20 protein-coding genes are annotated in these 23,238 nt (G+C 48.2%); 13 read left to right on the plus strand and 7 right to left on the minus strand.

All coding sequences use genetic code 11. From position 1 onward, the window contains the following. Positions 1-177: 177 nt before the first annotated feature. Together K4A83_RS08345 and K4A83_RS08350 are read right to left on the minus strand one after the other, a co-directional pair. Positions 178-807, minus strand: a complete 630-nt coding sequence (locus tag K4A83_RS08345; protein ID WP_265264024.1) for an alpha/beta hydrolase — start codon at positions 805-807, stop codon at positions 178-180. 60 nt (positions 808-867) lie between these two features. Continuing rightward, the gene (locus K4A83_RS08350) at positions 868-1,599 is read right to left on the minus strand and encodes an alpha/beta hydrolase (RefSeq protein ID WP_265264026.1); all 732 of its coding nucleotides are present in this window, start codon (positions 1,597-1,599) and stop codon (positions 868-870) included. Between the two features lie 395 nt (positions 1,600-1,994). On the opposite strand from K4A83_RS08350, the gene K4A83_RS08355 reads away from it, so the two are divergent. Then, positions 1,995-2,681, plus strand: a complete 687-nt coding sequence (locus tag K4A83_RS08355) for an ATP-dependent Clp protease proteolytic subunit (RefSeq protein ID WP_265264027.1) — start codon at positions 1,995-1,997, stop codon at positions 2,679-2,681. Positions 2,682-2,715: 34 nt separating this feature from the next. Then, positions 2,716-3,318 carry an ATP-dependent Clp protease proteolytic subunit gene (locus K4A83_RS08360; protein ID WP_407809948.1) on the plus strand — a complete coding sequence of 201 codons (603 nt, stop codon included), beginning with the start codon at positions 2,716-2,718 and terminating at the stop codon, positions 3,316-3,318. Between the two features lie 216 nt (positions 3,319-3,534). Here K4A83_RS08360 and K4A83_RS08365 read toward each other — a convergent pair whose 3' ends face one another. The 3 genes from K4A83_RS08365 to K4A83_RS08375 all read right to left on the minus strand — a co-directional run bounded on the left by K4A83_RS08365 (position 3,535) and on the right by K4A83_RS08375 (position 5,811). After that, positions 3,535-4,032, minus strand: coding sequence for a hypothetical protein (locus tag K4A83_RS08365; protein WP_265264028.1), 498 nt, complete (start codon positions 4,030-4,032; stop codon positions 3,535-3,537). Positions 4,033-4,091: 59 nt separating this feature from the next. After that, positions 4,092-4,409 (minus strand): 50S ribosomal protein L25, encoded by a 318-nt coding sequence (rplY, locus tag K4A83_RS08370; protein WP_265264029.1) that lies wholly within the window; start codon positions 4,407-4,409, stop codon positions 4,092-4,094. Between the two features lie 88 nt (positions 4,410-4,497). Further along, on the minus strand, positions 4,498-5,811 hold the full coding sequence (locus K4A83_RS08375; protein ID WP_265264030.1) for an adenylosuccinate synthase: 1,314 nt from the start codon (positions 5,809-5,811) through the stop codon (positions 4,498-4,500). Between the two features lie 168 nt (positions 5,812-5,979). Between K4A83_RS08375 and K4A83_RS08380 the strand changes: the two genes are divergently transcribed. The 4 genes from K4A83_RS08380 to K4A83_RS08395 all read left to right on the plus strand — a co-directional run bounded on the left by K4A83_RS08380 (position 5,980) and on the right by K4A83_RS08395 (position 8,758). Next, positions 5,980-7,023 carry an adenosine deaminase gene (locus tag K4A83_RS08380; protein ID WP_265264031.1) on the plus strand — a complete coding sequence of 348 codons (1,044 nt, stop codon included), beginning with the start codon at positions 5,980-5,982 and terminating at the stop codon, positions 7,021-7,023. 121 nt (positions 7,024-7,144) lie between these two features. Beyond that, a complete protein-coding gene (locus K4A83_RS08385; protein WP_017304293.1) occupies positions 7,145-7,648 on the plus strand; it encodes a hypothetical protein in 504 nt (167 codons plus the stop codon). A gap of 131 nt (positions 7,649-7,779) precedes the next feature. Continuing rightward, positions 7,780-8,184: an MAPEG family protein gene (locus tag K4A83_RS08390; protein ID WP_265264032.1), complete on the plus strand. Its 405-nt coding sequence runs from the start codon at positions 7,780-7,782 to the stop codon at positions 8,182-8,184. An 82-nt stretch (positions 8,185-8,266) separates the two neighbouring features. Beyond that, complete coding sequence (locus K4A83_RS08395; RefSeq protein ID WP_265264034.1) at positions 8,267-8,758, plus strand: YajQ family cyclic di-GMP-binding protein; 492 nt, start codon at positions 8,267-8,269, stop codon at positions 8,756-8,758. A 148-nt stretch (positions 8,759-8,906) separates the two neighbouring features. Here the strand turns inward: K4A83_RS08395 and K4A83_RS08400 are convergent, their stop codons facing one another. Both K4A83_RS08400 and rnc read right to left on the minus strand, forming a co-directional pair. Next, positions 8,907-9,941, minus strand: a complete 1,035-nt coding sequence (locus K4A83_RS08400) for a Gfo/Idh/MocA family protein (RefSeq protein WP_265264035.1) — start codon at positions 9,939-9,941, stop codon at positions 8,907-8,909. 6 nt (positions 9,942-9,947) lie between these two features. After that, positions 9,948-10,679, minus strand: coding sequence for a ribonuclease III (gene rnc / locus K4A83_RS08405; RefSeq protein ID WP_265264036.1), 732 nt, complete (start codon positions 10,677-10,679; stop codon positions 9,948-9,950). A gap of 167 nt (positions 10,680-10,846) precedes the next feature. Between rnc and K4A83_RS08410 the strand changes: the two genes are divergently transcribed. The 7 genes from K4A83_RS08410 (at position 10,847) to K4A83_RS08440 (ending at position 22,716) form a co-directional block, all read left to right on the plus strand. Beyond that, entirely contained in the window at positions 10,847-11,410 is a 564-nt protein-coding gene (locus tag K4A83_RS08410) for a 1,2-dihydroxy-3-keto-5-methylthiopentene dioxygenase (RefSeq protein ID WP_265264038.1), read from the plus strand. Positions 11,411-11,437: 27 nt separating this feature from the next. Beyond that, positions 11,438-13,036 carry an MBOAT family O-acyltransferase gene (locus K4A83_RS08415; protein WP_265264039.1) on the plus strand — a complete coding sequence of 533 codons (1,599 nt, stop codon included), beginning with the start codon at positions 11,438-11,440 and terminating at the stop codon, positions 13,034-13,036. A gap of 240 nt (positions 13,037-13,276) precedes the next feature. After that, the gene (gene drmD / locus K4A83_RS08420; RefSeq protein WP_265264040.1) at positions 13,277-16,402 is read left to right on the plus strand and encodes a DISARM system SNF2-like helicase DrmD; all 3,126 of its coding nucleotides are present in this window, start codon (positions 13,277-13,279) and stop codon (positions 16,400-16,402) included. Between the two features lie 233 nt (positions 16,403-16,635). Continuing rightward, on the plus strand, positions 16,636-20,877 hold the full coding sequence (locus K4A83_RS08425) for an Eco57I restriction-modification methylase domain-containing protein (protein ID WP_265264041.1): 4,242 nt from the start codon (positions 16,636-16,638) through the stop codon (positions 20,875-20,877). 521 nt (positions 20,878-21,398) lie between these two features. After that, a complete protein-coding gene (locus tag K4A83_RS08430) occupies positions 21,399-21,773 on the plus strand; it encodes a hypothetical protein (protein ID WP_265264042.1) in 375 nt (124 codons plus the stop codon). A gap of 4 nt (positions 21,774-21,777) precedes the next feature. Beyond that, positions 21,778-22,131 (plus strand): type II toxin-antitoxin system PemK/MazF family toxin, encoded by a 354-nt coding sequence (locus K4A83_RS08435; RefSeq protein ID WP_265264043.1) that lies wholly within the window; start codon positions 21,778-21,780, stop codon positions 22,129-22,131. 306 nt (positions 22,132-22,437) lie between these two features. After that, positions 22,438-22,716 (plus strand): hypothetical protein, encoded by a 279-nt coding sequence (locus tag K4A83_RS08440; protein ID WP_265264044.1) that lies wholly within the window; start codon positions 22,438-22,440, stop codon positions 22,714-22,716. The last annotated feature ends 522 nt before the right edge of the window (positions 22,717-23,238 follow it).

The raw sequence follows: 23,238 nt of genomic DNA on the forward strand, positions 1-23,238 counted from the left end.
ATTGACCATGAGTGACAAATTCAGCATGAATGTCCCCTTGTCAAGGTCAGGGAATAGGGGGGAATAGGGAAGGGAAAATGGATTACTGATTACTAATGACTGTTCACTGTCACCCCCAACTCCACCGCAAAACCCCCGCCCAACCTCAACTAGCTGAAGCGGGGATTCCCTCATCCATCAATCACAATCACACAAAAAACCGCCTAAAAAGTCCTGAATAATGGCAATCGGTAATTCTACAAACCCGCGAAACTGATCCACAAAACGACTCACTTGGCGAGAAAAACGAGTCACCGCCACCCCATCAATGTACATATCTTGGGTAGGGTAATTCTGCAAAAACTCCAAAATACTGATCTCATTATTTTCACGAGCCGACAATACCAAAGCCGCTCGTAACGATTGGATATTAGCGCGGCGGGACTTGGTATGAATAAAATTGCCCGTCTCAAACAGCAGATACTCACCGGGCAACGTATTCAACACATTATGTAAAAACAGGAAATTCACCCCCACCTTATAATCCAACACCTGCCGAACATTCTCAGGCTCCTGTCCTGACAAATTGACCAAAAAACGCACCGAGGACGACATTTCCCCCGTCTCCACAAACCGCTCCAAATCTTCCACCAATACCGACTGCCGAAGGGGTCCGTAGGTAATAATCACCCGTTCCGCCGCCGGAGTGGGAGCTTGTGCCACCAACAGGCTACTCCCCACCCCAACCGCGCACATTCCGCCCCAACGGAGCGCCTTTTGTACCGGATGGCTCAATCCCCGGGCTAATTTTCCTGCTTGAGAATCCATAATCCTTAAAAAATGACCTGAACTGAGAACAAAACAACTAAAAAGGTAAGACCTAAGCCCCTACTCTGCAACAACTGCCGAATCTTGAGTTAGAGCCTTTGCCCGTTCTGTCACTATTAAAGTTGTATCACTCACACAATTCTCACCACTAGGACTCACCGCCAAAGTTGCCCCCTCACCGGGTAGCATCGAACCGGGTTCACAATCACAAATCATCTCCTGCAAAAACTGACGAGCCGTCCGCAGTGCAGGCTCAATATCCTCTAAAAAGCGGCTTACCCGGTCATAAACCACCTGTAACCCCGTTAAATCCAGATTCACGCTTTGCATCGGATAGCGTTCAATCACATCAATCAGGGAAATCATGCCATTGGCTTCTACAGACTCCCGAATCGCCTCCCGTAAAGCCGCAACATTAGTGTCCAACGTCCCTTGATTAATTGCCTTATCAATTTGTAGTAAGGCAAATTCACCTAAAGAACTGCCCAGAGTATCGCGGACAAAATTGGAACTCACCCGAATTTCCGTCCCCAAAATTTGCCGTAAAATACTGGGGAAATCCGTTCCCACTTCCCGTTCTAAAAAAGACTGCACTTCCGGTTCTAAATCTCCCGTCTCCACAAAATCCACCAACGCCCGAGTCGGTACGGAAATTTCTAGGGCATTGTACTTAAAATTAATCACTTCTGCCGCCGAGACAGCCCCGCCCCAAGTCGCTAGGAGTGCAGTAGTGCTGACGGTTAAGGCCAGGGTTTTCTGTTTCAGTTGGGATAGGTAAGATGCCGCTAACATAAGAAACTCCTCATCAAAAAAAGGGACTTGTGGGTAATGTCTTGTTGTTTCTTTGCTCCAAGAGTGGGGTAGATTATCCCCTATTTTCCTCTCTCTGAACCAGATAGAAACTAAATCAAGACATTTATTGAACCCTAGGAAACATCTTAAGCATACCCCTGTTTTTTCTCAACTTATCAAGCCATTGCGCCTGATGTTCTACCGACCCCAACGGAGAAAACCCCAGAAAATACCCAGAAAAAATCAGCATTTTTGCCCTTTCCCCCTCCTCAGCCTCCCCGAAACCGTCATGAAAGCGTTAAAATCAATCTGGAATTGTGCTTTTTGTCTGAACAACAGGCAAACTCAAATCCAGCGCAAACTAGACCTCGTATCAGAGCGCCCTAAAGAACACTATGGATTCACCTATTCAGGCTGTACAAGCTCCCTACCGAGGAGACGCATACTATAGAACCCCACCCCCTGACTTGCCCTCGTTGTTGCTCAAAGAGCGCATTGTTTATCTGGGATTGCCCCTCGTTTCACCGGATGAGTATAAAGAACAAATGGGGCTGGATGTGACGGAGTTAATCATTGCTCAACTCTTGTTTTTGCAATTTGATGATCCCGATAAGCCGATTTATATGTATATCAACTCTACCGGGACTTCTTGGTATGGGGGAGAGGCGATCGGCTTTGAAACGGAAGCCTTTGCCATCTGCGACACCATGAACTATATCAAGCCTCCTATCCATACCATTTGTATCGGTCAGGCAATGGGGACGGCTGCTATGATTCTGGCTGCTGGCACGAAAGGCTGTCGTGCGAGTTTGCCCCACTCTACGATTATCCTCCACCAACCTCGTCAGGGGACTCAAGGCCAGGCCTCGGATATTCAAATTCGGGCGAAAGAAGTATTGGCGAATAAAAAGGCTATGCTGGAAATCTTTGCCAAAACGACGGGTCAACCTCTGGAACGATTGGAGCGGGATACTGACCGAATGCTCTATATGACTCCGTTTCAAGCCCAAGAATATGGGATCATCGATAAAGTATTAGAAAGCAGTAGCCAACTGCCGACTCCTATTCCGGCGACTCCTTAGTTTTTTTGTTCTTTTTTATTCCCGAAATTTAATCATGCCTATTGGTGTTCCCAGAGTTCCTTATCAAATGCCCGGTCAGCCCTATTCTGACTGGATTAACATTTACGACCGTCTCTATCGAGAACGCATTATTTTCATCGGTCGGGGAATTAATGACGGACTGGCGAATCAAGTGATTGCCATTATGCTGTACTTGGATTCGGAAGATTCCGGCAAGCCGATTTATCTCTATATCAATTCCCCGGGAGGGTCTGTTACGGCGGGATTGGCTATTTATGACACGATTCAGCACATTAAGTCAGAGGTGGTGACGATTTGTGTGGGTCTGGCGGCTTCGATGGGAGCTTTCTTGTTGTCGTCGGGGACGAAGGGGAAACGGTTGGCGCTTCCCCATTCTCGGATTATGATTCACCAGCCTCTCGGTGGCATCCAAGGTCGTCGTCAGGCGACGGATATTGAGATTGAGGCGAAGGAAATCCTACGGATTAAGCGACAACTCAATGAGATTATGGCGGGTCATACCGGACAACCGATTGAGAAAATCGAAAAGGATACAGATCGGGATTTCTTTATGTCTCCCGAGGAGGCGAAGGAGTACGGTCTGATTGATAAGGTGATTGAGGATCGTTCTCTGTAGATTCTCTCTGTCTCCGCAAGCTACCCGGTTGGCTGTTCTGTTTTTCCCCTAAGTGGGGCAGCAGAAGAGCAACCGGGTTCTGTTTCGACTGTCTGGGGTCTGCTGAAAAAGCCCAACGCTGGACTCAACAAGGGAATTGATAATTGACAATTATTCCCGACTCCCCTGCTCTCCTGCTCCCCTGCTCCCCGAGTTATTCAGCAAGCCCTATCTGGACTAGAGGGCTTGATTGACTTGTTCTAGGAGTTGGACAAGTTGGTTCTGAACGGAGGTGTGGGTGTATTCATCGTCGGGGTGGGGCGGTTGTCCGGGTTGTTGGAAGTGGGGGGTTTCTCCATAGATTTGACCCCATTTTGCATCGACTTGTCGCACCAGTTCGTAGAGGATTTCTGAGTTGGAGGCGATCGCACTTAAAATGTCCCGCAGTGCTATCAAGGGCTGCTCTAGGTTTTGACTCACTCGCAAATCATTCTGAACCCAACTCTGTAAAACCGCTTGTAATGCCCCCGAGGAGTCCGGTAAGTTCTGGGCAATAAATTGATTGAGTTCGGCTTTGGCTTGAACCAAAGGAGGAACGGGGGACTCGCCCTTTAAGAATGCCCCTCCTTCCCGACCAATCACATCGGCTAAGGAAAATTTGCGGCCCGATAGGATGTCTCGTTCTAGACTGAGATCCGGTTCTTGCTCCCGTTCTGACTCAGGATTAGGGTTCATGATTTCACCATCTCACTGGACTGGACACCTCCTAAAACGTTTAGAAGGTGTCCATTAATCTAGGCGTTTTCCAACTTCGCGGGGTCAACGGCAAAGAAGCTCACATGATAAATATTCCTTTTCCACGGATGGGCTTGCACTTCCCGAATCAGGGCGCTGCCTTGCCAAGACTGCTCAGGAACATTCACCTCGACGACGGTTTTATTCACCACAGCCGTTCTCAGCAGGATTTCTGCGTCTTTGGCATCTACCACTAAAGATAGAGACTCGGGGACATTATGACCATAGAGATTCGCTGGGAGAAGACCCTCACGCCGTAACGCATTGGGTTTGCTGCCTTCGGGTCTAGTTTTACATTCAATTGTTGGTGCGGACATAGTGTGTTCTGGATATATAAGGGTTGATGAGTGAAATCAAGGGCAATGGGTTAAGGTAAACCCCCTGCCTGACCCCGAACGCTAGCCGTTACACTTCAAGTAAGGCACGTTTGGGACCGTGAATGGGATCTTCGACAATAATCGTTTGATCCCGACTGGCTCCCAAGGACACAATGGCAATGGGAACTTCCATCAATTCGGCGAGGAATTTGAGGTAATTCAGGGCAGCTTGGGGTAAGTCTTCCAAGGTGCGACAGTCGGCTGTGGATTCTTTCCACCCGGGCATGGTTTTGTAGATGGGCTGACACCGAGCAAAACGCTTAGAACTGCTGGGGAAATCCCGACAGGTTTCGCCGTCAATTTCGTAGGCCACACAGACTTTAATTTCCTCTAGACCATCGAGGACATCCAGTTTCGTGATGGCTAAACAGTCTAACCCGTTGATGCGTACGGCATAGCGACCAATGACGGCATCAAACCAACCACAACGACGGGGCCGCCCGGTGGTGGTGCCGAATTCTGCGCCGCGATCGCCTAAAATTTTCCCCACTTCCTCTTTTAACTCCGTGGGGAATGGCCCCTCACCCACGCGGGTGGTGTAAGCTTTCGCTACCCCAATCACCCGGTCAATAATCGTCGGACCGACACCTGCCCCTACACAGGCTCCCCCCGCAATGGGATTAGAAGAGGTCACATAGGGATAAGTCCCGTGATCCAAATCTAACAGTGTCCCCTGCGCTCCTTCAAACAGGATATTCTGGCGATTTCGCACCGCTTCATCAATTTTCAGGGAACTATCCACCACATGGGGGCGCAAACGTTCCCCATAGGCCAGATACTCCTCTACCACGGCTTGGGGATCAAGGGGAGGGAGATCATAGAGTTTTTCGAGGATGGCATTTTTATACTGCACTGCCCAAGTGACTTGACTGCGCAACTCGTCGGGATTGACTAAGGTCATCATGCGAATCCCTACCCGTTCAGACTTATCGGCATAGGTGGGGCCGATTCCCCGTTTGGTTGTCCCAATCTTATGCTCGCCCCGTTGATTTTCCACAGCTTCATCAATGAGGCGATGATAGGGCATCGTCACATGAGCCGTCTGGGAAATATATAACTTCTCTGTGGAAACTCCTAACTCGGCAAGTTGATCGATTTCTTGGATCAGCACTTTGGGGTCAATTACTGTCCCCGAACCGATAATACATTGTGTTTTTGGGTATAAAATGCCGGAAGGAATTAGATGGAGTTTGAAGGTTTGTCCTTGTACGACTACAGTATGTCCCGCGTTCGCTCCCCCTTGGTAGCGAACGACGACATCTGCTGAACGACTCAGCAAGTCTGTAATCTTACCTTTGCCTTCGTCCCCCCACTGGGCTCCAATTACTATAACGTTAGCCAAGGGTCTTTTTTCTATTCAACACTTTTCACAAACTCTCATTATCTATAAGAAGGGGGGAGTGTGTCAAGGGTCACTCACGGATCAATGGGATGTAGGGGAATTAATAATTGATAATTATTCCCCATTCCCTATTCCCCATTCCCCATTCCCCATTCCCCAAGGAGATTTATGGCACTCTATGCAGAACTACACCGTCATTTAGGGGGGTCCGTGGTCCCCCGGGTGTTGTGGCGTTATTTCCAACGACGCAACGAGGATTTAGCCGCCAAATTCCCGGTCTATCCTGAATTTGAGGAATTTTATACCCGTCCTCGCAATACCCTTGATGAGTATTTAGAATTACATACCCTTGTGGAGACGGTTCAAACAGAACAGGCGCTCCCCTATTTTATCTATCGCTTGATTCGCGGGGCTTATATTTTTGAAAACCTCGCCTATTTAGAACTCCGCTATACTCCCTACTTGCGCACCCCGGAACACCTCAGCCAAGGGGAGCGGATTGAGCAAATGGCGCAAATTGTGGAAATTGTGGGGAAGGCCTCTCAAGCGGAAGATTACCCCATCGTTACCAGCCAAATCCTTTGTATGCACTCCCGTTTACCCTCAGAGGTGAATCGAGCCATTGTGGAGTTAGCGGTGAGTTATCCTGAGTATGTTTGTGCCATTGATGTGGCGGGGGGAGATGCTCATTATCGGGAGCGTTTGGATGAGTTTGTGGGGTTATATGATTATGCGCGATCGCACGGCCTCAAAACCACCGGACACCTTTATGAAACCGTCGATGGCTGTTATCCCCAACTGCTCCCCTACCTGATGCGCATTGGTCACGGCATCCAAATCCCCCTAAAATACCCCGAACTCCTGCCCCAACTCGCCGCCAATCAACAATGTTTAGAAGTTTGCCCCACCACCTACTTTAAAACCGGCACCCTAGAAAACCTCTCCCAGTTAAAAATCGTCTTCGACCGTTGTTTTGAGGCCGGAGTAGACATTGCCATCTGTACCGACAACGCCGGACTCCATAACGTCCGTCTCCCCTTTGAATATGAAAACCTTCTCACCCACGATATTATCGACTTCCGCCAACTCCAAGCTTGTCAAGATGCCGCCTTCCGTCATGCCTTCGCTTGGCCCCACCAACAGCCTCCCGCCTCCCTGTTAACCAGCATCCTGCAAAAAGAACCCCCAGAAGCTCAGTCCATTTACCCTTAAGGATTGATAATGAATTATTAATTTCCTAAGAATCACGACAATCTTCGGATATTTCCTCGCGGGAGGGGACGGCTTTTGTTACAATACCTAGGGTCATTTCTAAAGCTAGTATTTACGTCGTTTGAATCAATCCACCGAAATACAAGAAATCGATACTCTCGCGCAAGAACTCGCTACGATTCAACAAACGGGTTCTAAGCGGATTGCCTTGCTCGGGACTCGTCATGTACCACTTACTCATCAGAAACTCATTGAGATGATGAGTTATGCCCTCGTGCTGACGGGCAACCGTTTGATGACTTCTGGAGCAACCGGAACCAATTTTGCGGCTATTCGGGGGGCGATGCGCGCTGATCCCAATCTGTTAACCGTGATTCTGCCCCAAAGTCTCGCCCGCCAAACGCGGGAATCGCGAGAGCAGTTAGAAAAGGTGATTCATTTAGTGGAAAATCCCGATAATGATCATCTGTCCTTAGGAGAAGCCAGCGCCCTGTGTAATCGGGACATCATTTCTCGCTGTCAGCAGTTAATTTGTTTTGCTTTCCATGATAGTCACACCCTGTTAAAGACCTGTGAGGAAGCAGAAGAACAACGAAAAGTAGTAACTTTGTTTTACTTTGATTAAGGGGTGTTGTGAACTCCCCTTAAAACAGGACTAAGTGTTGGGCTTAGTCTTGTTTCTACTGTCTAAAGGGAACGGGGAATCGGTAGTTGAGACTTGAAAATTGATGATTGGTTCCGAATAGGGTTTGTAGTATGAATATTGAATTGATTTTATTAGCCTCTGTATTGGGGGCGGTGGTGTTGGTGTATTTACCCTATGTAGTGGTGGCGTATAATCGAGTCCGTTTGGGCTATGATATGAGCGCCCCTCGGTTGATGTTTGAAAAATTCCCCCCCTATGCCAAGCGAGCGACTTGGGCCCATCAGAATTCTTTTGAGGCCTTAATCATTTATGCTCCAGCCGCTTTGATGGCCTATGTGACGGGGGTAGAGTCTAGGGTCGCGGGATATGCTGCGATCGCCTTTTTAATTGTCCGTTTCCTCTATTCCCTCTGTTATATCCTAGATTTTGCCCTCATTCGCCCCTTAATGTTCGTGCTGGGCTTAACTTGTAGTGGCATTTTATTCGCGCTGAGTTTGTTACAAGTAGCAGGCTAGGCTACAATGTCCTCACACCTTAGAAACTGTCTGAAAAGCACTTTCTAGACACATTGAAAACCGTTCGATTTTAAATTAAGTTATGGCATCCACCAGTTCTTTTGATGTAGTCAGCGACTTTGATCATCAAGAAATGGTCAACACTGTAGATCAAACCCTACGAGAAATTAAAAGTCGTTATGATCTCAAAAACACTAACAGCACCCTAGAGTTAGGGGAAGCCACAATTACCGTGAATACAGATAGTGAGATGACCTTAGAAACCATTCACGATATTTTGCGGCAAAAAGCTGCCAAACGGAATCTTTCCCAAAAAATCTTTGAATACGGCAAAATTGAGTCCGCCAGTGGGGGGCGGGTTCGACAAGAAATTACCCTAAAACGGGGAATTAGTCAAGAGAATGCTAAGAAAATTAGTAAATTAGTGCGGGATAATTTTAAAAAAGTGCAGGCTTCCATTCAAGGGGATGCGGTGCGGATTTCTAGTAAATCCAAAGATGATTTACAGGAGGTGATTCAAGCGTTAAAACAGGAAGAATTTCCCGTCGCCTTACAGTTTACGAATTATCGCTAGTCTGTTGCTAGTCTCTCAAGATGTAGCGTTTTCAAATGTATTAAACGCTATTTATGGGACTTGACAAAAGGCACACAAGCTTAACTTGTCAAAGTTGGGGAATAGGGAACAGGGAACAGTATACAAGGGTTACAAGGAGCTTGAAGTATTATAAGGAAACGGGAATCCCACCCTCAGCCAGGGAACGAGTTAAGGCCGTTAGGACTTCGACTAATTCCATTCCGACCCAGCCCGAAGACAGGGGGGAAGAGGTTTGAGTGAGAACGGATTCTACAAAGCGATCGCACACCCGGCCCAAAGGTTCGTATTCTTCCAACTCCAACACCTCTCGCCCCACCCCTTGGGGGACAAAATTCCCCCCCACCTGCTCAAAATAGCCCCGTTGGATGGTTAACGGTGCATCCCCCGCCAACTCATCAAAAATCAACGTCCCCTGACTCCCCACCACACAGAGACGGCGCTGCTTATCAGGATTGAGCCAACAGAGATGAATCACCCCTTGAAAGCCACTGGGATAAGTCACCGTCACCCAGACCAAATCCCGCACCCTCAAGGACTCCGAAACCGCCGGAACCGCCATTTTTAACTGGGGCTGTAACCAAACCTGCCCCGTCGCTTGTACCGTTTGGGGTTTCTCCCCTAACCAATGGCTAAAAATTGCCAGATCATGAATAGCCAAATCCCATAAAGCATCCACATCTTGACGGACAGGGGCTAAATGGGTTCGCGTGGCGTAACCATAGCGCAACTCCCCTAATGTCCCCGACTCAACCGCCCGTTGACCTGCTGCCACGGCCGGATTAAAGAGATAGGTGTGGTCAACCAATAACTGAACTTGTTTTTCCTGAGCCAGTTGGCAGAGATGACGACACTCGGCGGGATCTAAAGTCAGGGGTTTTTCGGCCAACACATGATAACCCAAAGTCAAGGCATCCCGAATCAAAGCGTAGTGAGTCGCGGCCGGAGTAGCCACTAACACCGCATTGAGATCCGGGTGTTCGCGAATACTCGCCCAATCGGTGGTTTGAATGACCTGGGGGGGTAAATTAGCCCCACATTCGGCCAACTTGTCTGGATTGGAGTCTACCACAGCTACTAAGTCAATCTGGGGATGTTGAGAACAGACTCGCGCCCAATGTTTTCCCCAACGTCCCACCCCTAAGAGGGCTATTTTAATCATCATGATTTGTTAATTCTCCTTGGGTTGACCAATGGTCAGAAAAGCCTGTTTAGCCGCCGCTTGTTCCGCCGCTTTTTTAGAGTGTCCCGTACCCCGACCTAAACACTCATTTTGTAACCAAACCTCTGCGGTGAAGCGTTCAGTATAATGGCCGCCTTTTCCGGTTTCTTGTACCCGGTATTCTGGCAAGAGTTTATATTGTCCTTGGGTCCATTCTTGTAGGGCATCTTTATAGTTCTGGAGAGCGGGATCTTGTCGGACTTCAATGGCCTTATCTTTCAATACTGAATCGAGCCAACACCGAATTAGGGTCATGGTGTGGGTACTGAGATATAGGGCCCCTAGAACCGCCTCAAACGCATCCGCTAAACGGGAGCGTTTGCCTCCATGATCGGCAGCCGCCCCCCCGGAGACTAGGAGATACCGTTCTAAGCCGTACATTTCGGCAAAATCGGCTAAAACGCGATCGCTTACCAACACCGACCGAATCGCCGTAAACTCCCCCACAGGTGCATCTGGATAGGTTTCTAACAACACCTCTGAAGCCGCCAGACGAACCACCGCATCCCCTACAAACTCCAACTGTTCATAATTAGCCACTTTATTAACACTAGGATGAGTTAAGGCTAAATCCAGTAAACGATAATTAACAGGGGCATCCGAGGCTAACCCCAATCGTTGAATCAACTTTTGAAGTTGTTTCTCTCGCCTCTGGTCTTTCAGTACAGGGGATGAATTCAACTTCACTACTCCTAAAAACCTGACGCTGCAATCTTCTATTGTATCGCAAGACCATCAGGCCAAAGAGCTAGCCCCCCGGAGATTTATTCCGATGGGTGGAGGAGGGAGCGCTCTGGGATCTCGATGATAGGATGAAAGATGGTGTTTTTCATGGAGGATGCTAGATTATGGCCACTTTACGTTTAGAAAACGGTACCATCTACAGCGACCTGACCGATATTCGCCCTCAACTGGCCCCCCTTAATATTCATCTTAACCGTTGGCCCGTGGGGGATAATCCCGAACTTCAGACGTTGTTAGCAAAAGCAGCCCTGAGTGATAGCGAAAAAGAACAAGTTTTAACCGCCCTAGACCATTATTTTGCCCAATTACAACAAGAAGCGGGGTATCAGTCCCGAGATTTGATTGTTCTCCATCCCGACATCCCCAATTTAGGTGACTTGTTAGCCAAGTTTGAACGCTGCCACACCCACGCCGATGATGAAGTGCGCTATATCATCGAAGGAGAGGGGGTTTTCGGCTTTGTTACCCCGACGGGAGAACAGATGGAGTTAACCATTCAAGGAGAAGAATATATCAATGTCCCGGCTGGAACAGAACATTGGTTCTATTTAACCCCTCGTCAACGGATTAAAGCGGTGCGTTACTTCAGCACCACAGAAGGCTGGACTCCCGACTATACCGACACACCTATTCGGATGTCTCGTCAGAGTTACGAGCAAGCCCGATAGCTGAAACATCTCTAATATTACCCATCCATGAGTTTTGTTGATACCCTCTATGGCTTCTTTTTGTGTCTCCTAGTGCCTTTGTATTGGCACTATGGCAGATTTACCCCGGCCTTTAATTTAAACACTCAAGGCAACGTTACCACCGCCAAAGTGGATATCAATGACCCGTCAGAATCCACTCAAAAACGGCGACAGTGGTTATTACTCCTTGCCAGTCTGTTTTTTTATGCTCTCTTACAGGTTTATTATATTCCTTTCCTACTCTTAGCAGCCCTGTTAAACTATAAGTTAGCTAAGGCAATGGAAGCCCGATCTAGAGGTTGTTTACAGCCCCAATATTCCCAACTATCTAATCAAGAATGGGAAGAAATGCAGCGTTTCTGGAATAGTAGAGCAACCCAGATGCTCGTGATTGGAATTGTTTTAAATATCTTGATTTTAATTATTTTTAGATACCTACCTTTCCTCTTCGGTATTATTGATGATGTTTTGAATATACCCTTAGCTCAATTTAGCTCCAACTGGCTGAGAACAAATCTCATTGTCCCGTTAGGAATCTCCTTTTTTACCTTTGAATGTATTGCCTATTTAGTAGATGTTTATCGCGGCGCACCTGCCAGTTATTCCTTTTTACAATTTGCCAGTTATAAGCTCTTTTTCCCGAAACTTATTTCTGGACCAATTACCCGCTTTCATCAATTCAATAACCAACTGAAAGAAAGCCAAGCCTTAACCAATTCTCTGTTTACTGAGGGGCTATGGCTCATGGCTTGTGGCATTCTAAAAAAGGCCTTAATTGCTGACTCTTTAGGGATTTTTGTAGACCTCTGCTATGGCAACTTAGAGCGGGCAGGTAGTGGGGATTTATGGTTAGCGATTATCGGCTACGGTCTACAACTTTATTTTGATTTTAGTGGCTATGTCGATATGGCCCGAGGCAGTGCGATGTTATTGGGATTTCAACTGCCGGAAAACTTTAATTCTCCTTACTTTACAACCAGTATCGCAGCCTTTTGGCGGAGGTGGCATATGACCCTAGGGGATTGGTTACGAAACTATCTCTATTTTCCCTTGGGAGGGTCTAGAAAGGGCTTAATGCGCACCTGTATTAATTTGTTTTTAATTATGTTCTTGGCGGGGATTTGGCATGGTGCGGCTTGGGGGTATGTAATTTGGGGTGTTATTCACGGTTTAGCGTTGGTGATTCATCGACTAACGGAACAAGTTTCTCAGGTTTTTACGGGGTTTGGACGGTGGTGGAAAAGTATTCCGGGTACGGTTTGCGCTTGGATGATTACCCAGTTTATGGTGTTTCTGTCTTGGGTGTTTTTCCGCTTACCTAATGTTCAACAAGCGAATTTAGTGTTTAGTCGTTTATTTAATCATCGGGCTGATGTTCAGTTTGCCCATAAGGTCTATGGTGAAGCGTTAGGAATGGGGCGCTCGGATTTGGTTTGGTTGGTGTTAGCTTTGGTTATGATTATGACGTTTTTGTATCTGGTGAAACGGGGGTTAAAAGTTCAACTGAGTAGTCCGGTTAAAATGGCGTTAGTTCCGGTTTGTATTTTTATGGTTTGGATTTTAGCTCCGGGGGGCGGTTTACCCTATATTTATTTTGATTTTTAACAAAATGTTGCGGAATTCCCCTTCCTCCCTTGCAGGGAGGGGATGAATTGCTGTAGAGAATCTGAAGGTAAAAGGGATGGTACGAAACCCCAAACTAGCCAAGGCGATTGGGGAGCAATTATCAATTCTCTATTCCCGGAAACGCTACGGGAACGCGTAGCGTTCCAAAGGAAACGCAATGACATGACTCCCGACTCCCCCTCTCCCAAAACCCACAACCCACAACCCACCTAAGAAAAAATGTCACCCCTTCCCGAACAAGGTCAATTGGTTGAAGTCCGAGGACAACGTTATACCGTTACAGCCGTTCACACTTCAACGTTACCGACTAATCTAGTCCAGCCCAAACGCCTGCCGACTCATCACCTGATTAGTTTGGCTTCCATTGAAGATGATGCCACGGGTGAACAGTTAGAAGTGGTTTGGGAGGTGGAATCAGGGGCTAGGATTTTTGAGGAGCGGGAGTTACCCTATCCTTTCGCCCTGGATGATACCCAGAGTTTTGAAGCGTTTTTGGATGCGGTGCGCTGGGGGGCGGTGTCAAAAGCAGATCGCCAAGGGATTCAATCGCCCTTCCGCAGTGGCATTGATATTGAGGACTATCAACTGGACCCGGTGGTGCGGGCGGTGCAAATGCCGAGGGTGAATTTGTTAATCGCCGATGATGTGGGCTTGGGAAAAACCATTGAGGCGGGCTTGGTGGCGCAGGAGTTGGTTTTACGGCAACGCGCCCACCGGATGTTAATTGTTTGTCCCTCGGCGCTTCAGGTGCAATGGCGGGAGCAGATGCGGGATAAGTTTGGCTTGGATTTTCGGATTGTCAATAGTGATTTAATGCGGGATCTCCGACGGCGACGGGGGTTACATATTAATCCTTGGAGTCATTATCCCCGTTTGATTACGTCTATTGATTTTGTCAAACGCGATCGCCCCCTGCAATTACTTCAGGAGTCCTTACCCGGGGAGGGAGAATCCATCTTTCCCCGACGGATTGATCTGTTGATTGTGGATGAAGCCCATAATATCGCGCCGCCGGGGGGTGGGCGTTATGCGGTGGATTCCTTGCGGACCAAGGTGATCCGGTTTTTGGTGCGCCATTGTGAGCATAAATTATTCCTGTCGGCGACTCCCCATAATGGCTATCGGGAAAGTTTTACGGCCTTGTTGGAGTTACTGGATTCTCAACGGTTTGCCCGGGAAATTGTCCCGGAGCCGAAGCAGCTTAATTTGATTATGGTGCGCCGTCTGAAGCGGGATCTGCCGAAAAAATGGGATGGCTCCCCACGGTTTCCCGAACGTCAATTAGAGGCGATCGCAGTTCCCTATACTGAAGAGGAACGGGAAGCTAATCGGCAACTGAATGAATACACTCGGTTACGGCGCAAAGGGGCGACAGATAAATTAGAACAGACGGCCACGGAGTTTGTCTTAAAGCTCCTAAAAAAACGCCTGTTTTCCAGCCCCCAGGCCTTTTTAGCCACCTTATTCAAACATGAGGAATCTTTCTCTAAGCAGCGACGGCAAAAGTCCCTCACGGTGCCGACGGTGGGCTTGCTGCAACGGAAACTAGAGGATATTGATGAAGAGTTTGCCGATGATGATCTCTATGAAGAATCGACCCTAGAAGCTTTAGATACCAGTAGCGCGCTGTTTCGTCCTCTCACCCCTCGGGAGCGGGAATTACTCAACGGATTAAAGCAGTGGGCCCAGAAAACGGCGAGAAACCTCGATAGTAAGGCGGCGCAGCTTTTGGCCTGGTTAGATACCTATATCCGGCCGGGGGGGCAGTGGTCCCAGGAGCGGGTGATTATTTTTACGGAATATCGAGCCACCCAAAAATGGTTAGCGGATTTGTTGCTCAGTCGCGGGATGGGGGAAGAAAATCGCCTGATGGTGTTGTATGGGGGGATGGTCAGTGATGAGCGGGAAAAGGTCAAAGCGGCGTTTCAGGCTCATCCTGATGTGTCTCCCGTGCGGATTCTCTTGGCGACGGATGCAGCTTCGGAGGGGTTGGATCTGCAAAACTATTGTTCTCGGTTAATCCATTATGAGATCCCTTGGAATCCCAACCGGATGGAGCAGCGCAATGGGCGGATTGACCGCCACGGGCAACGGGCTGAGGCGGTGAAAATTTATCATTTTGTGGGGCAGGGCTATCAGCAGGGAGTCACCCAGGGCCTGAAACCGGGGGAATTGGAGGGGGATCTAGAATTCCTGATGCGGGCAGCCCAAAAGATTAATACGATTCGGGAAGACTTGGGCAAGGTGGGGCCGGTGATTGCTGCACAGGTGGAGGAGGCTATGTTAGGGCAACGGGCGGTTTTAGATACAACTCAAGCGGAATCGGAGGCTGGGCCTATGCGACGGCTTTTGAAGTTTGAGCGCAAGGTGAATGAGGAAATCGCCAAACTCAAGGACAAGCTGGAGCAAACTCGTCAGGAGTTGCGCTTAGATCCGGCTAATATTCAATCGGTGGTGCAGGTGGGGTTAAGACTGGCTAAACAACCGGCTTTAATCCCTACCGATGAACCCCATGTCTTCTCTGTGCCGGCCTTAAGTGGGAGTTGGGCGGTCTGTCAGGAGGGGTTACGCCATCCCCACACGGGGGATATTCGCCCCCTGACGTTTGATCCGGATCGGGCGCGGGGTCAGGATGATGTGGTTTTGGCCCATCTAAACCATCGTTTAGTACAAATGTGTTTACGGTTATTGCGGGCTGAGGTTTGGTCACGGGGGGAAACTAAACGGCTGAATCGGGTGGCGGTCTATCAAATCCCTAGTCGTCTGAGTCGGGAGCCGGTGGTGTTGGCCTATGGTCGATTGGTGATTTTGGGTGGGGATCAGGAGCGTTTGAATGAGGAGGTGATTGTGGCTGGGGGGAAACTCTCGGGGGGGCAGTTTAAACGTTTGGGGGTGCTGGAGTTGAATCAGTTATGGCAGGAGGCGAAAGCGGGGGATATTCCGGAGTCGCTTATAGAGAGTTTGCGGGGGCTGTGGGAGCGTTACGCCAAGCCGTTGCAGGGCAGTTTAGAGGCTAGGATGCGCGATCGCCAACAATCTCTACAAAAACAATTAGAGGATCGGTGTCAGAAGGAAATCGAGGATATCACGAGTATTCTGGAACAACTGCGGGCGAGTATTGAAAAAGAGTTAGAAGATGGCGAAAAACCTCGCCAATTGGAATTATTTAGCCGAGATGAGCAGAGTCAATATGAACAAAACCGCGAAACCCTGCGCCGTCGTTTGGCAGATATTCCGGGGGAAATTCAACGGGAAACTCAGTTAATCCGCGATCGCTATGCCAATCCTACCCCTCGCTTGTTTCCCCTTGCGATCGCCTATCTTGTCCCTCCTTCCGCTTATTAGGGAGTCGGGGAGCAGGGGAGATTAGAAACTGGGTTTTTGCCCCTGTAGGGGTTGATCGCATAAACCCTTTCAACGAGAGAGCCAAGGGGCGTATGCGATACGCCCCTACCAACCGGACCCATGAGAAACCGAGTTTTTGCCCCTGTAGGGGTTGATCGCATAAACCCTTTCAACCAGACTTGTGCTACACAAGGAATAGACTTAACGCACCCGCTTCCCTATCTGAAAAACCCATGTCTATCGCCCGTCACCATGCCGAATGGCTCTCCTTACTCGACATTGTTGGCCCCTTCATCACCATGGAAGTGTTGCTGGAGGTCTTCCCCCAAGGGTTAGCGAAACATGACCCGGAACACTTCGCCCTCCTCAAACAAGCCTATCAGGAATGGTTACTCAATCGCAGAGATGAACAAATCCATCGGGTTTGGGTGGAATGGGTGCTAGAAAATACCCTCGATTACCCAGAAGATTGTTTACAGTCAGGGCAAGGCATTCCGGGCTATCTTCAGGTGGAATTGAAAGAATACCGCGAAACCCTCAAACCGGATTGGGCCATCATTGCACCGGGGGAAAAGCAGGCACAGTTATTAGTGCAATTGTACGGAGAGAAACAAAAATTAGAGAGTCCTTGTCCGGGGAAAATCTGGCAGGCCTCCCCTATGACGCGCATGGTGACGCTATTGCAAGGAGCGCGGTGTCCCTTGGGATTAGTGACCAATGGGGAAGAGTGGATGCTCGTCCATGCCTTGCCGGGGGAAGCGGTGACCACTGTGACCTGGTATGGGGAGATTTGGGTTGAGGAAAAGATTACCCTACGGGCGTTTCGGGATTTATTGGGCGTTGAGCGGTTTTTTGGGGTGGCTCCAGAGGATACCCTGGCCCAGTTGTTTGTACGCAGTAAGGGGCAACAGCAGGAAGTCACGGACCAGCTGGGCTTACAGGTGCGGAAGGCGGTGGAAATTCTCATTCAAACCATTGACCGTCTCAATGGGGATCTTCAGGGGGAATTGCTGCGGGATATCTCCACGGAGGAACTTTATCAAGCCGCCTGTTTTGTCATGATGCGGTTGGTGTTTCTCCTTTGTGCGGAGGAGCGGGGTTTGTTGTTGTTGGGGGACAGTCGCTATGAGCAGCATTATGCGGTATCGACTTTACAGGAGTCTTTGCGGGAGTTGGCAGACCGTTATGGGGAGGAGTTGCTGGAGCGTCGTCATGATGCTTGGTGTCGCCTATTAGCCCTGTTTCGGGCGGTGCATGGGGGGATTTTCCATGATTTGTTTCGGTTGCCGGCCTATGGGGGGGATTTGTTTGACCCGGATAAGTTTCCCTTTCTAGAGGGGCGGTTTGGGGAGCGAGATCATCCCATTGCGGTGGATAATCGGACGGTGCTGCATTTGTTGGAGTCCTTGCAGATTCTGCGGATTCGGGTGCCGGGGGGAGGGATTGAACCCCGTCGGTTATCCTTTAAAACCATTGAGGTGGAGCAGATTGGTCATGTTTATGAGGGGTTATTAGACCATCAGGCGGTCCGGGCCGAGGTGACGGTGTTGGGGTTAGGGGGGACGAAGAATAAAGAGCCAGAGGTGGCTCTGGAGGAGTTGGAGGGGCTTTTAGCGCGGTCTGAGGGGGATTTAGTCAAGTTTCTCAAGCAGGCGACAGGGCGCAGTGCGCAGGCGTTACGGAATGCGTTGGCGAAACCCTTGGCGTTGTCGGCTTTTGAGGAGGACCGGTGTTTGGCTTGTTGTGGGAATTCGCCGGAGTTATGGGAACGGATTAAACCGTTTTTTAATTTGGTGCGTTTTGATAGTTATGGTTATCCGTTAATTATTCCGGCTGGGTCGGTGTTTGTCACGTCTGGGACAGATCGGCGGGAGTCGGGGACCCATTACACGCCGAGTCAGTTAACCCAGGAGATTGTGAAGTATACGCTGGATCCGTTGGTGTATGGAGAAGATGGGGAATTAATTTCACCCCAGGAGATTCTGAATCTGAAAATTTGTGATCCGACTATGGGATCTGGGGCGTTTTTGGTGCAGGTTTGTCGGTATTTGGCGGATCGGTTGGTGGAGTCCTTGGCCTGGTTGGAGAAGAAAAAACCGGAGATGATTTTTACTATTTTTGGGGAGGAGTCTCGTCCGGCCTTGATGGAGGTGTTGCCGGAGGATGAGGGGGCGTTACGGCGGTTGATGGCGAAACGGATCATTGCGGAACGGTGTATTTATGGGGTGGATAAGAATCCGTTGGCGGTGGAGATGGCGAAGTTGTCGTTATGGTTGGAAACGCTGCAAAAGGATAAACCGTTTACGTTTTTGGATCATGCTTTGCGCTGTGGGGATTCTTTGGTGGGGGTGACGGTGGAACAACTTCAGTTTTGGTCGTTGGATGTGTCGGATCGGTCTTATCAGTTGGAGATAGGGATTAATGAGGTGCGGCAACTGTTGCAGGAGGCGATTTCTAAACGGCAGGAGTTGGAGAGTTTTGTGGTGAATAGTCCGGGGGATCAGGTGCGGAAGGGGGCGCTGTTGCTGGAGGCCCAAGCGCGGTTACGGGATTTACGGGATCGGGCGGATCTGTTGGTGGGGAGTTATTTGGCGGCGGCAGAGAAGGGGGGGACGAAGAAACTGCGGGATCGTTTGCTGTTGGTGGCCAATGGGAAGGGGGATATTAAGGATAATGAACGGCAACAGTTGCGGGATTTGGAGGAGGTGCGGCCGTTTCATTGGGAGTTGGAGTTTCCGGAGGTGTTTTTAAATCCCCCCCAGCCCCCCTTTGAAAGGGGGGAGAATTCGGCTCAACAAGTCTCTTTTATGAAGGGGAAGAATCCCCCCCAGCACCCCTTGGTAAGGGGGGAGAATTCGGCTCAACAAGTCTCTTTTATGAAAGGGAAGAATCCCCCCCAGCCCCCCTTTGAAAGGGGGGAGAATTCGGATCAACAAGTCCCCCTTACGAAGGGGGATTTAGGGGGATGTGGTTTTGATGCCATTGTGGGGAATCCGCCGTTTATGGGGGGGCAAAAAATTACGGGGGTTTTGGGTACGTTTTATCGGGATTTTATTCAGGAGTGGATTGGGAATAATGTTAAGGGAAGTGCGGATTTAGTGGCGTATTTTTTCCTGAAGGTGGCGAATTTAATTAAACAAAATGGTTGTTTTGGGTTGGTGGCAACGAATACGATTGCCCAAGGGGATACGCGAGAGGTGGGGTTAGATCAACTGGTTAAACAGGGGGAATTTTATCGGGCGGTGCCGAGTCGTCCATGGTCGGGGACGGCGGCGTTAGAGGTGGCTTATGTGTGGTTTAAAAAGGGGCAATGGGGAGGGAAATATATTCTAGATGGTAAGGAAGTTAAGGGGATTACGCCCTATTTAACGGAGACGGGGCAAGCAACGGGTAAACCTCATCAATTAGCGGCAAATCAGAATAAATCTTTTCAAGGTTCGATTGTGTTGGGGATGGGGTTTGTTTTGGAGCCGGAGGAAGCACAAGCATTAATCACTAAAAATCCGAAAAATAAAGATGTATTGTTTCCCTATCTCAATGGCCAAGATTTAAATAGTAACCCGGATCAATCTCCTTCCCGTTGGGTGATTAATTTTAAAGATTGGCCCCTATCCCCTGACCATGATAATCCCAAAAAGCCCAAGGGTGCGCCCTATGCTTCTGATTATCCTGATTGTTTGGAAATTTTGGAGAGATTGGTTAAACCTGAGCGAGAAAAAAATAAATTCAGTAAATCTGCGCGTGAAAAATGGTGGCTCTATGAAAGATCAAGGCCAGAACTTTATGAGGCGATCGCCCCCCTCAACCGAGTTTTAGTAGCTGCCAGAGTTAGTAAAAATTTAATGATTTCATTTGTTTCTAATAATTATGTTTTCAATGAAATGATAGTTGTTTTTAAGTCCGAAAAATATCGCTTTTTTTCTCTTTTACAATCATCAATTAATGATCATTGGGTATGGCAAAACTGCTCAACAATGAGAGATGCAGGAATTCGGTATTCTCCTACCGATGGTTTTGAAACCTTCCCCTTTCCCGACCTCACCCCAGAACAGGAAAAAGACCTAGAAGACATCGGCGAGAGATATTACCAACACCGCCAACAAATCATGACAGAAACCCAACTAGGACTCACGAAAACCTATAACCGCTTCCACGACCCCACAGAAACGGATTCAGCCATTCAAAAACTGCGGGATCTCCACCAAGAAATGGATGAAACCGTCGCCCAAACCTATGGCTGGACAGACCTTAAATTAAACCACGATTTCCACGAAACTAAACAAGGATTACGATTCACCATCAGCGAACCAATCCGCCGGGAAATATTGGATCGATTGTTACAATTAAATCATGAGCGTTACGCGGCTGAAGTTGCCCAAGGACTGCACAATAAAGGGAAGAAAAAGAAGACTCCGGCGAAGAAAAAAGGCAAAACTTCATCGCAGAATGACCAACAACTGGGACTTGATTTGTAATGTTATCTTGTTGCCTATTGAAACTGGGTTTTTGCTGGAGTTGAGTGAGAAATTGAACCCATCAAGGCAACTCGGTTTCTGAGTAGGCGATCGTGTCCTGTAGGTTGGGGGGTTTATGGGATAAACCCCTACAGTGGAAAAACCCGGTTTCTGAGTGGGAGGCGATCGCGTTATCCCGTAGGTTGGGTGAAGCAAAGCGCGCAACCCAACACCTTTAGAAACCGGGTTGAGTTACTCTAAGCGTTGGTGCATCTAATCTCTAGCAAAAACCCGGTTTCTGAGTGGGAGGCGATCGCGTTATCTTGTAGGTTGGGTGAAGCAAAGCGCGTAACCCAACACCCTTCGCGTAGGTTGGGGGGGTTTATGGGATAAACCCCTACAGTGGAAAAACCCGGTTTCTGAGGCTATCATATGAGCAAGAAACCAGGTTGATTTATCCTAAGTGTTGGTGCATCCAATCTCTATCAAAAAAACGATTTCTGACATCAAGTAACCTCTGAACTCCTATTCTTAAAAATCCTATGCTTGAACAACTGCGCCAAGAAATTGAAACCCTTTCCCTAGAGGAACAAGAATATATTTTAAACATCGTCCATTCTCTCCAACAACAACGCCAATCTCCCGCAGAATCCACCCCACCAAAAACACTTTGTGAGAAATTACAAGAAAAGGGCTTAATCGGTTACTCAGATGATGATCCAGACGTATCGACTCACTATAAATCTTTAGTGAATAAACCCAATATGCTGGAAAAAAGTCCTCAAGAAATATTGGCAATGCCTCTCACAGAACGCTATCAATACTTAGAACAATTTATCCCTGCTATGGTCGAAGACTTCGCCCAAGATCCAGAACTCACCGAGTTTAATGTTTTGGATACAGAAGATTGGGAATAGTTGAATGATAAACCCCAAAAGAGGAGAAATTTGGCTTGTTGACCTTAATCCTACCCGAGGACAAGAAATCCAAAAAACACGACCAGTCATCATTATCAGTACCGATATTTTTCAGAAAATTCCCTTAAGAATTATCATTCCCATCACTACATGGCAAGATAAATTTAATAGCAGACCCTTTATGATCAAACTTGTAGCCAATGCTCAAAATAAACTGAACCAAGATTCATCTGCGAATGTATTACAGGTCAGAAGTATTTCTCTTGAGAGATTTATCAAAAAAGTGGGTCATATTTCCGATGATAAACTTGAGGCAATTTTGGTATTGTTACTCATCTGTGTAGAATACAAAGCCTAAAATATGCTTTCACCTGCTATGCTCGAACTATGCGAGTTATCCCGTAGGTTAGGTGAAGCAAAGCGCAACCCAACACCCTTCGCGTAGGTTGGGGGGTTTATGGGATAAACCCCTACAGTGGAAAAACCCGGTTTCTGAGTAGGAGGCGATCGCGTTATCTTGTAGGTTGGGTGAAGCACAGCGCGTAACCCAACACACCCCCGCAAATGTTGGGTTACACTTCGTTCCACCCAACCTACAAATTAACTTCCTGAAGGATGAGCGTTAAACTTTTATAGACAACAAATCGACTCTAGAGGTGAAACTATGGCGATCTCACTCAAAGTAAAAGGAAAAATCGAAAATGGTCAACTGATTCTAGATCAGAACACGGCCCCTTTTCCGTGGGATGGAGAGGTAGAAGTTCAAGTGACTTTACAGGAAACAAACTTATCAAATCCAGAAAAACAGTTAGAGTTTGAGAAAGCCCGTCAGGATATGCAGCAAGCATTTAAAGACGCTGGCATTGAAACCCGTGAGCAAGTCCTAGAATTGATCCAAGACGTTAAGCGAGAAATGGCGATAGAACGTTTTGGGGAGCTTTAGAGAGGAGAGCAGTGAAGGTCTTTTTAGATACGAATGTTTATATTGTTGGTCAGCTTCAACTCAATTCTGTCGAGAGTAAAATACTAAGTTGGCTTGGTTTTTATGGCTAGGCGATCGCGTTATCTCGTAGGTTGGGTGAAGCGCCAGCGCAACCCAACACCTTTAGAAACCGGGTTGAGTTACTCTAAGTGTTGGTGCATCTAATCTCTAGCAAAAACCCGGTTTCTGAATAGGAGGCGATCGCGTTATCCCGTAGGTTGGGTGAAGCAAAGCGTAACCCAACACCCTTCGCGTAGGTTGGGGGGGTTTATCGCATAAATCCTTACAGTGGAAAAACCCGGTTTCTGAATAGGAGGCGATCGCGTTGTCTGAAGCGTCAGCGCAACCCAACACCGTTAGAAACCGGGTTGAGTTACTCTAAGTGTTGGTGCATCTAATCTCTAGCAAAAACCCGGTTTCTGAATAGGAGGCGATCGCGTTATCCCGTAGGTTGGGTGAAGCAAAGCGTAACCCAACACCCTT

Source organism: Spirulina subsalsa FACHB-351, assembly GCF_026130165.1.
Taxonomy (GTDB): domain Bacteria; phylum Cyanobacteriota; class Cyanobacteriia; order Cyanobacteriales; family Spirulinaceae; genus Spirulina_A; species Spirulina_A subsalsa_A.

Coding starts and splice junctions, on each gene's coding strand:
- K4A83_RS08345 (WP_265264024.1), bottom strand. CDS start 807: ATGGATTCTCAAGCAGGAAAATTAGCCCGGGGATTGAGCCATCCGGTA.
- K4A83_RS08350 (WP_265264026.1), bottom strand. CDS start 1,599: ATGTTAGCGGCATCTTACCTATCCCAACTGAAACAGAAAACCCTGGCC.
- K4A83_RS08355 (WP_265264027.1), top strand. CDS start 1,995: ATGGATTCACCTATTCAGGCTGTACAAGCTCCCTACCGAGGAGACGCA.
- K4A83_RS08360 (WP_407809948.1), top strand. CDS start 2,716: ATGCCTATTGGTGTTCCCAGAGTTCCTTATCAAATGCCCGGTCAGCCC.
- K4A83_RS08365 (WP_265264028.1), bottom strand. CDS start 4,032: ATGAACCCTAATCCTGAGTCAGAACGGGAGCAAGAACCGGATCTCAGT.
- rplY (WP_265264029.1), bottom strand. CDS start 4,409: ATGTCCGCACCAACAATTGAATGTAAAACTAGACCCGAAGGCAGCAAA.
- K4A83_RS08380 (WP_265264031.1), top strand. CDS start 5,980: ATGGCACTCTATGCAGAACTACACCGTCATTTAGGGGGGTCCGTGGTC.
- K4A83_RS08390 (WP_265264032.1), top strand. CDS start 7,780: ATGAATATTGAATTGATTTTATTAGCCTCTGTATTGGGGGCGGTGGTG.
- K4A83_RS08395 (WP_265264034.1), top strand. CDS start 8,267: ATGGCATCCACCAGTTCTTTTGATGTAGTCAGCGACTTTGATCATCAA.
- K4A83_RS08400 (WP_265264035.1), bottom strand. CDS start 9,941: ATGATGATTAAAATAGCCCTCTTAGGGGTGGGACGTTGGGGAAAACAT.
- K4A83_RS08410 (WP_265264038.1), top strand. CDS start 10,847: ATGGCCACTTTACGTTTAGAAAACGGTACCATCTACAGCGACCTGACC.
- K4A83_RS08415 (WP_265264039.1), top strand. CDS start 11,438: ATGAGTTTTGTTGATACCCTCTATGGCTTCTTTTTGTGTCTCCTAGTG.
- drmD (WP_265264040.1), top strand. CDS start 13,277: ATGTCACCCCTTCCCGAACAAGGTCAATTGGTTGAAGTCCGAGGACAA.
- K4A83_RS08425 (WP_265264041.1), top strand. CDS start 16,636: ATGTCTATCGCCCGTCACCATGCCGAATGGCTCTCCTTACTCGACATT.
- K4A83_RS08430 (WP_265264042.1), top strand. CDS start 21,399: ATGCTTGAACAACTGCGCCAAGAAATTGAAACCCTTTCCCTAGAGGAA.
- K4A83_RS08435 (WP_265264043.1), top strand. CDS start 21,778: ATGATAAACCCCAAAAGAGGAGAAATTTGGCTTGTTGACCTTAATCCT.
- K4A83_RS08440 (WP_265264044.1), top strand. CDS start 22,438: ATGGCGATCTCACTCAAAGTAAAAGGAAAAATCGAAAATGGTCAACTG.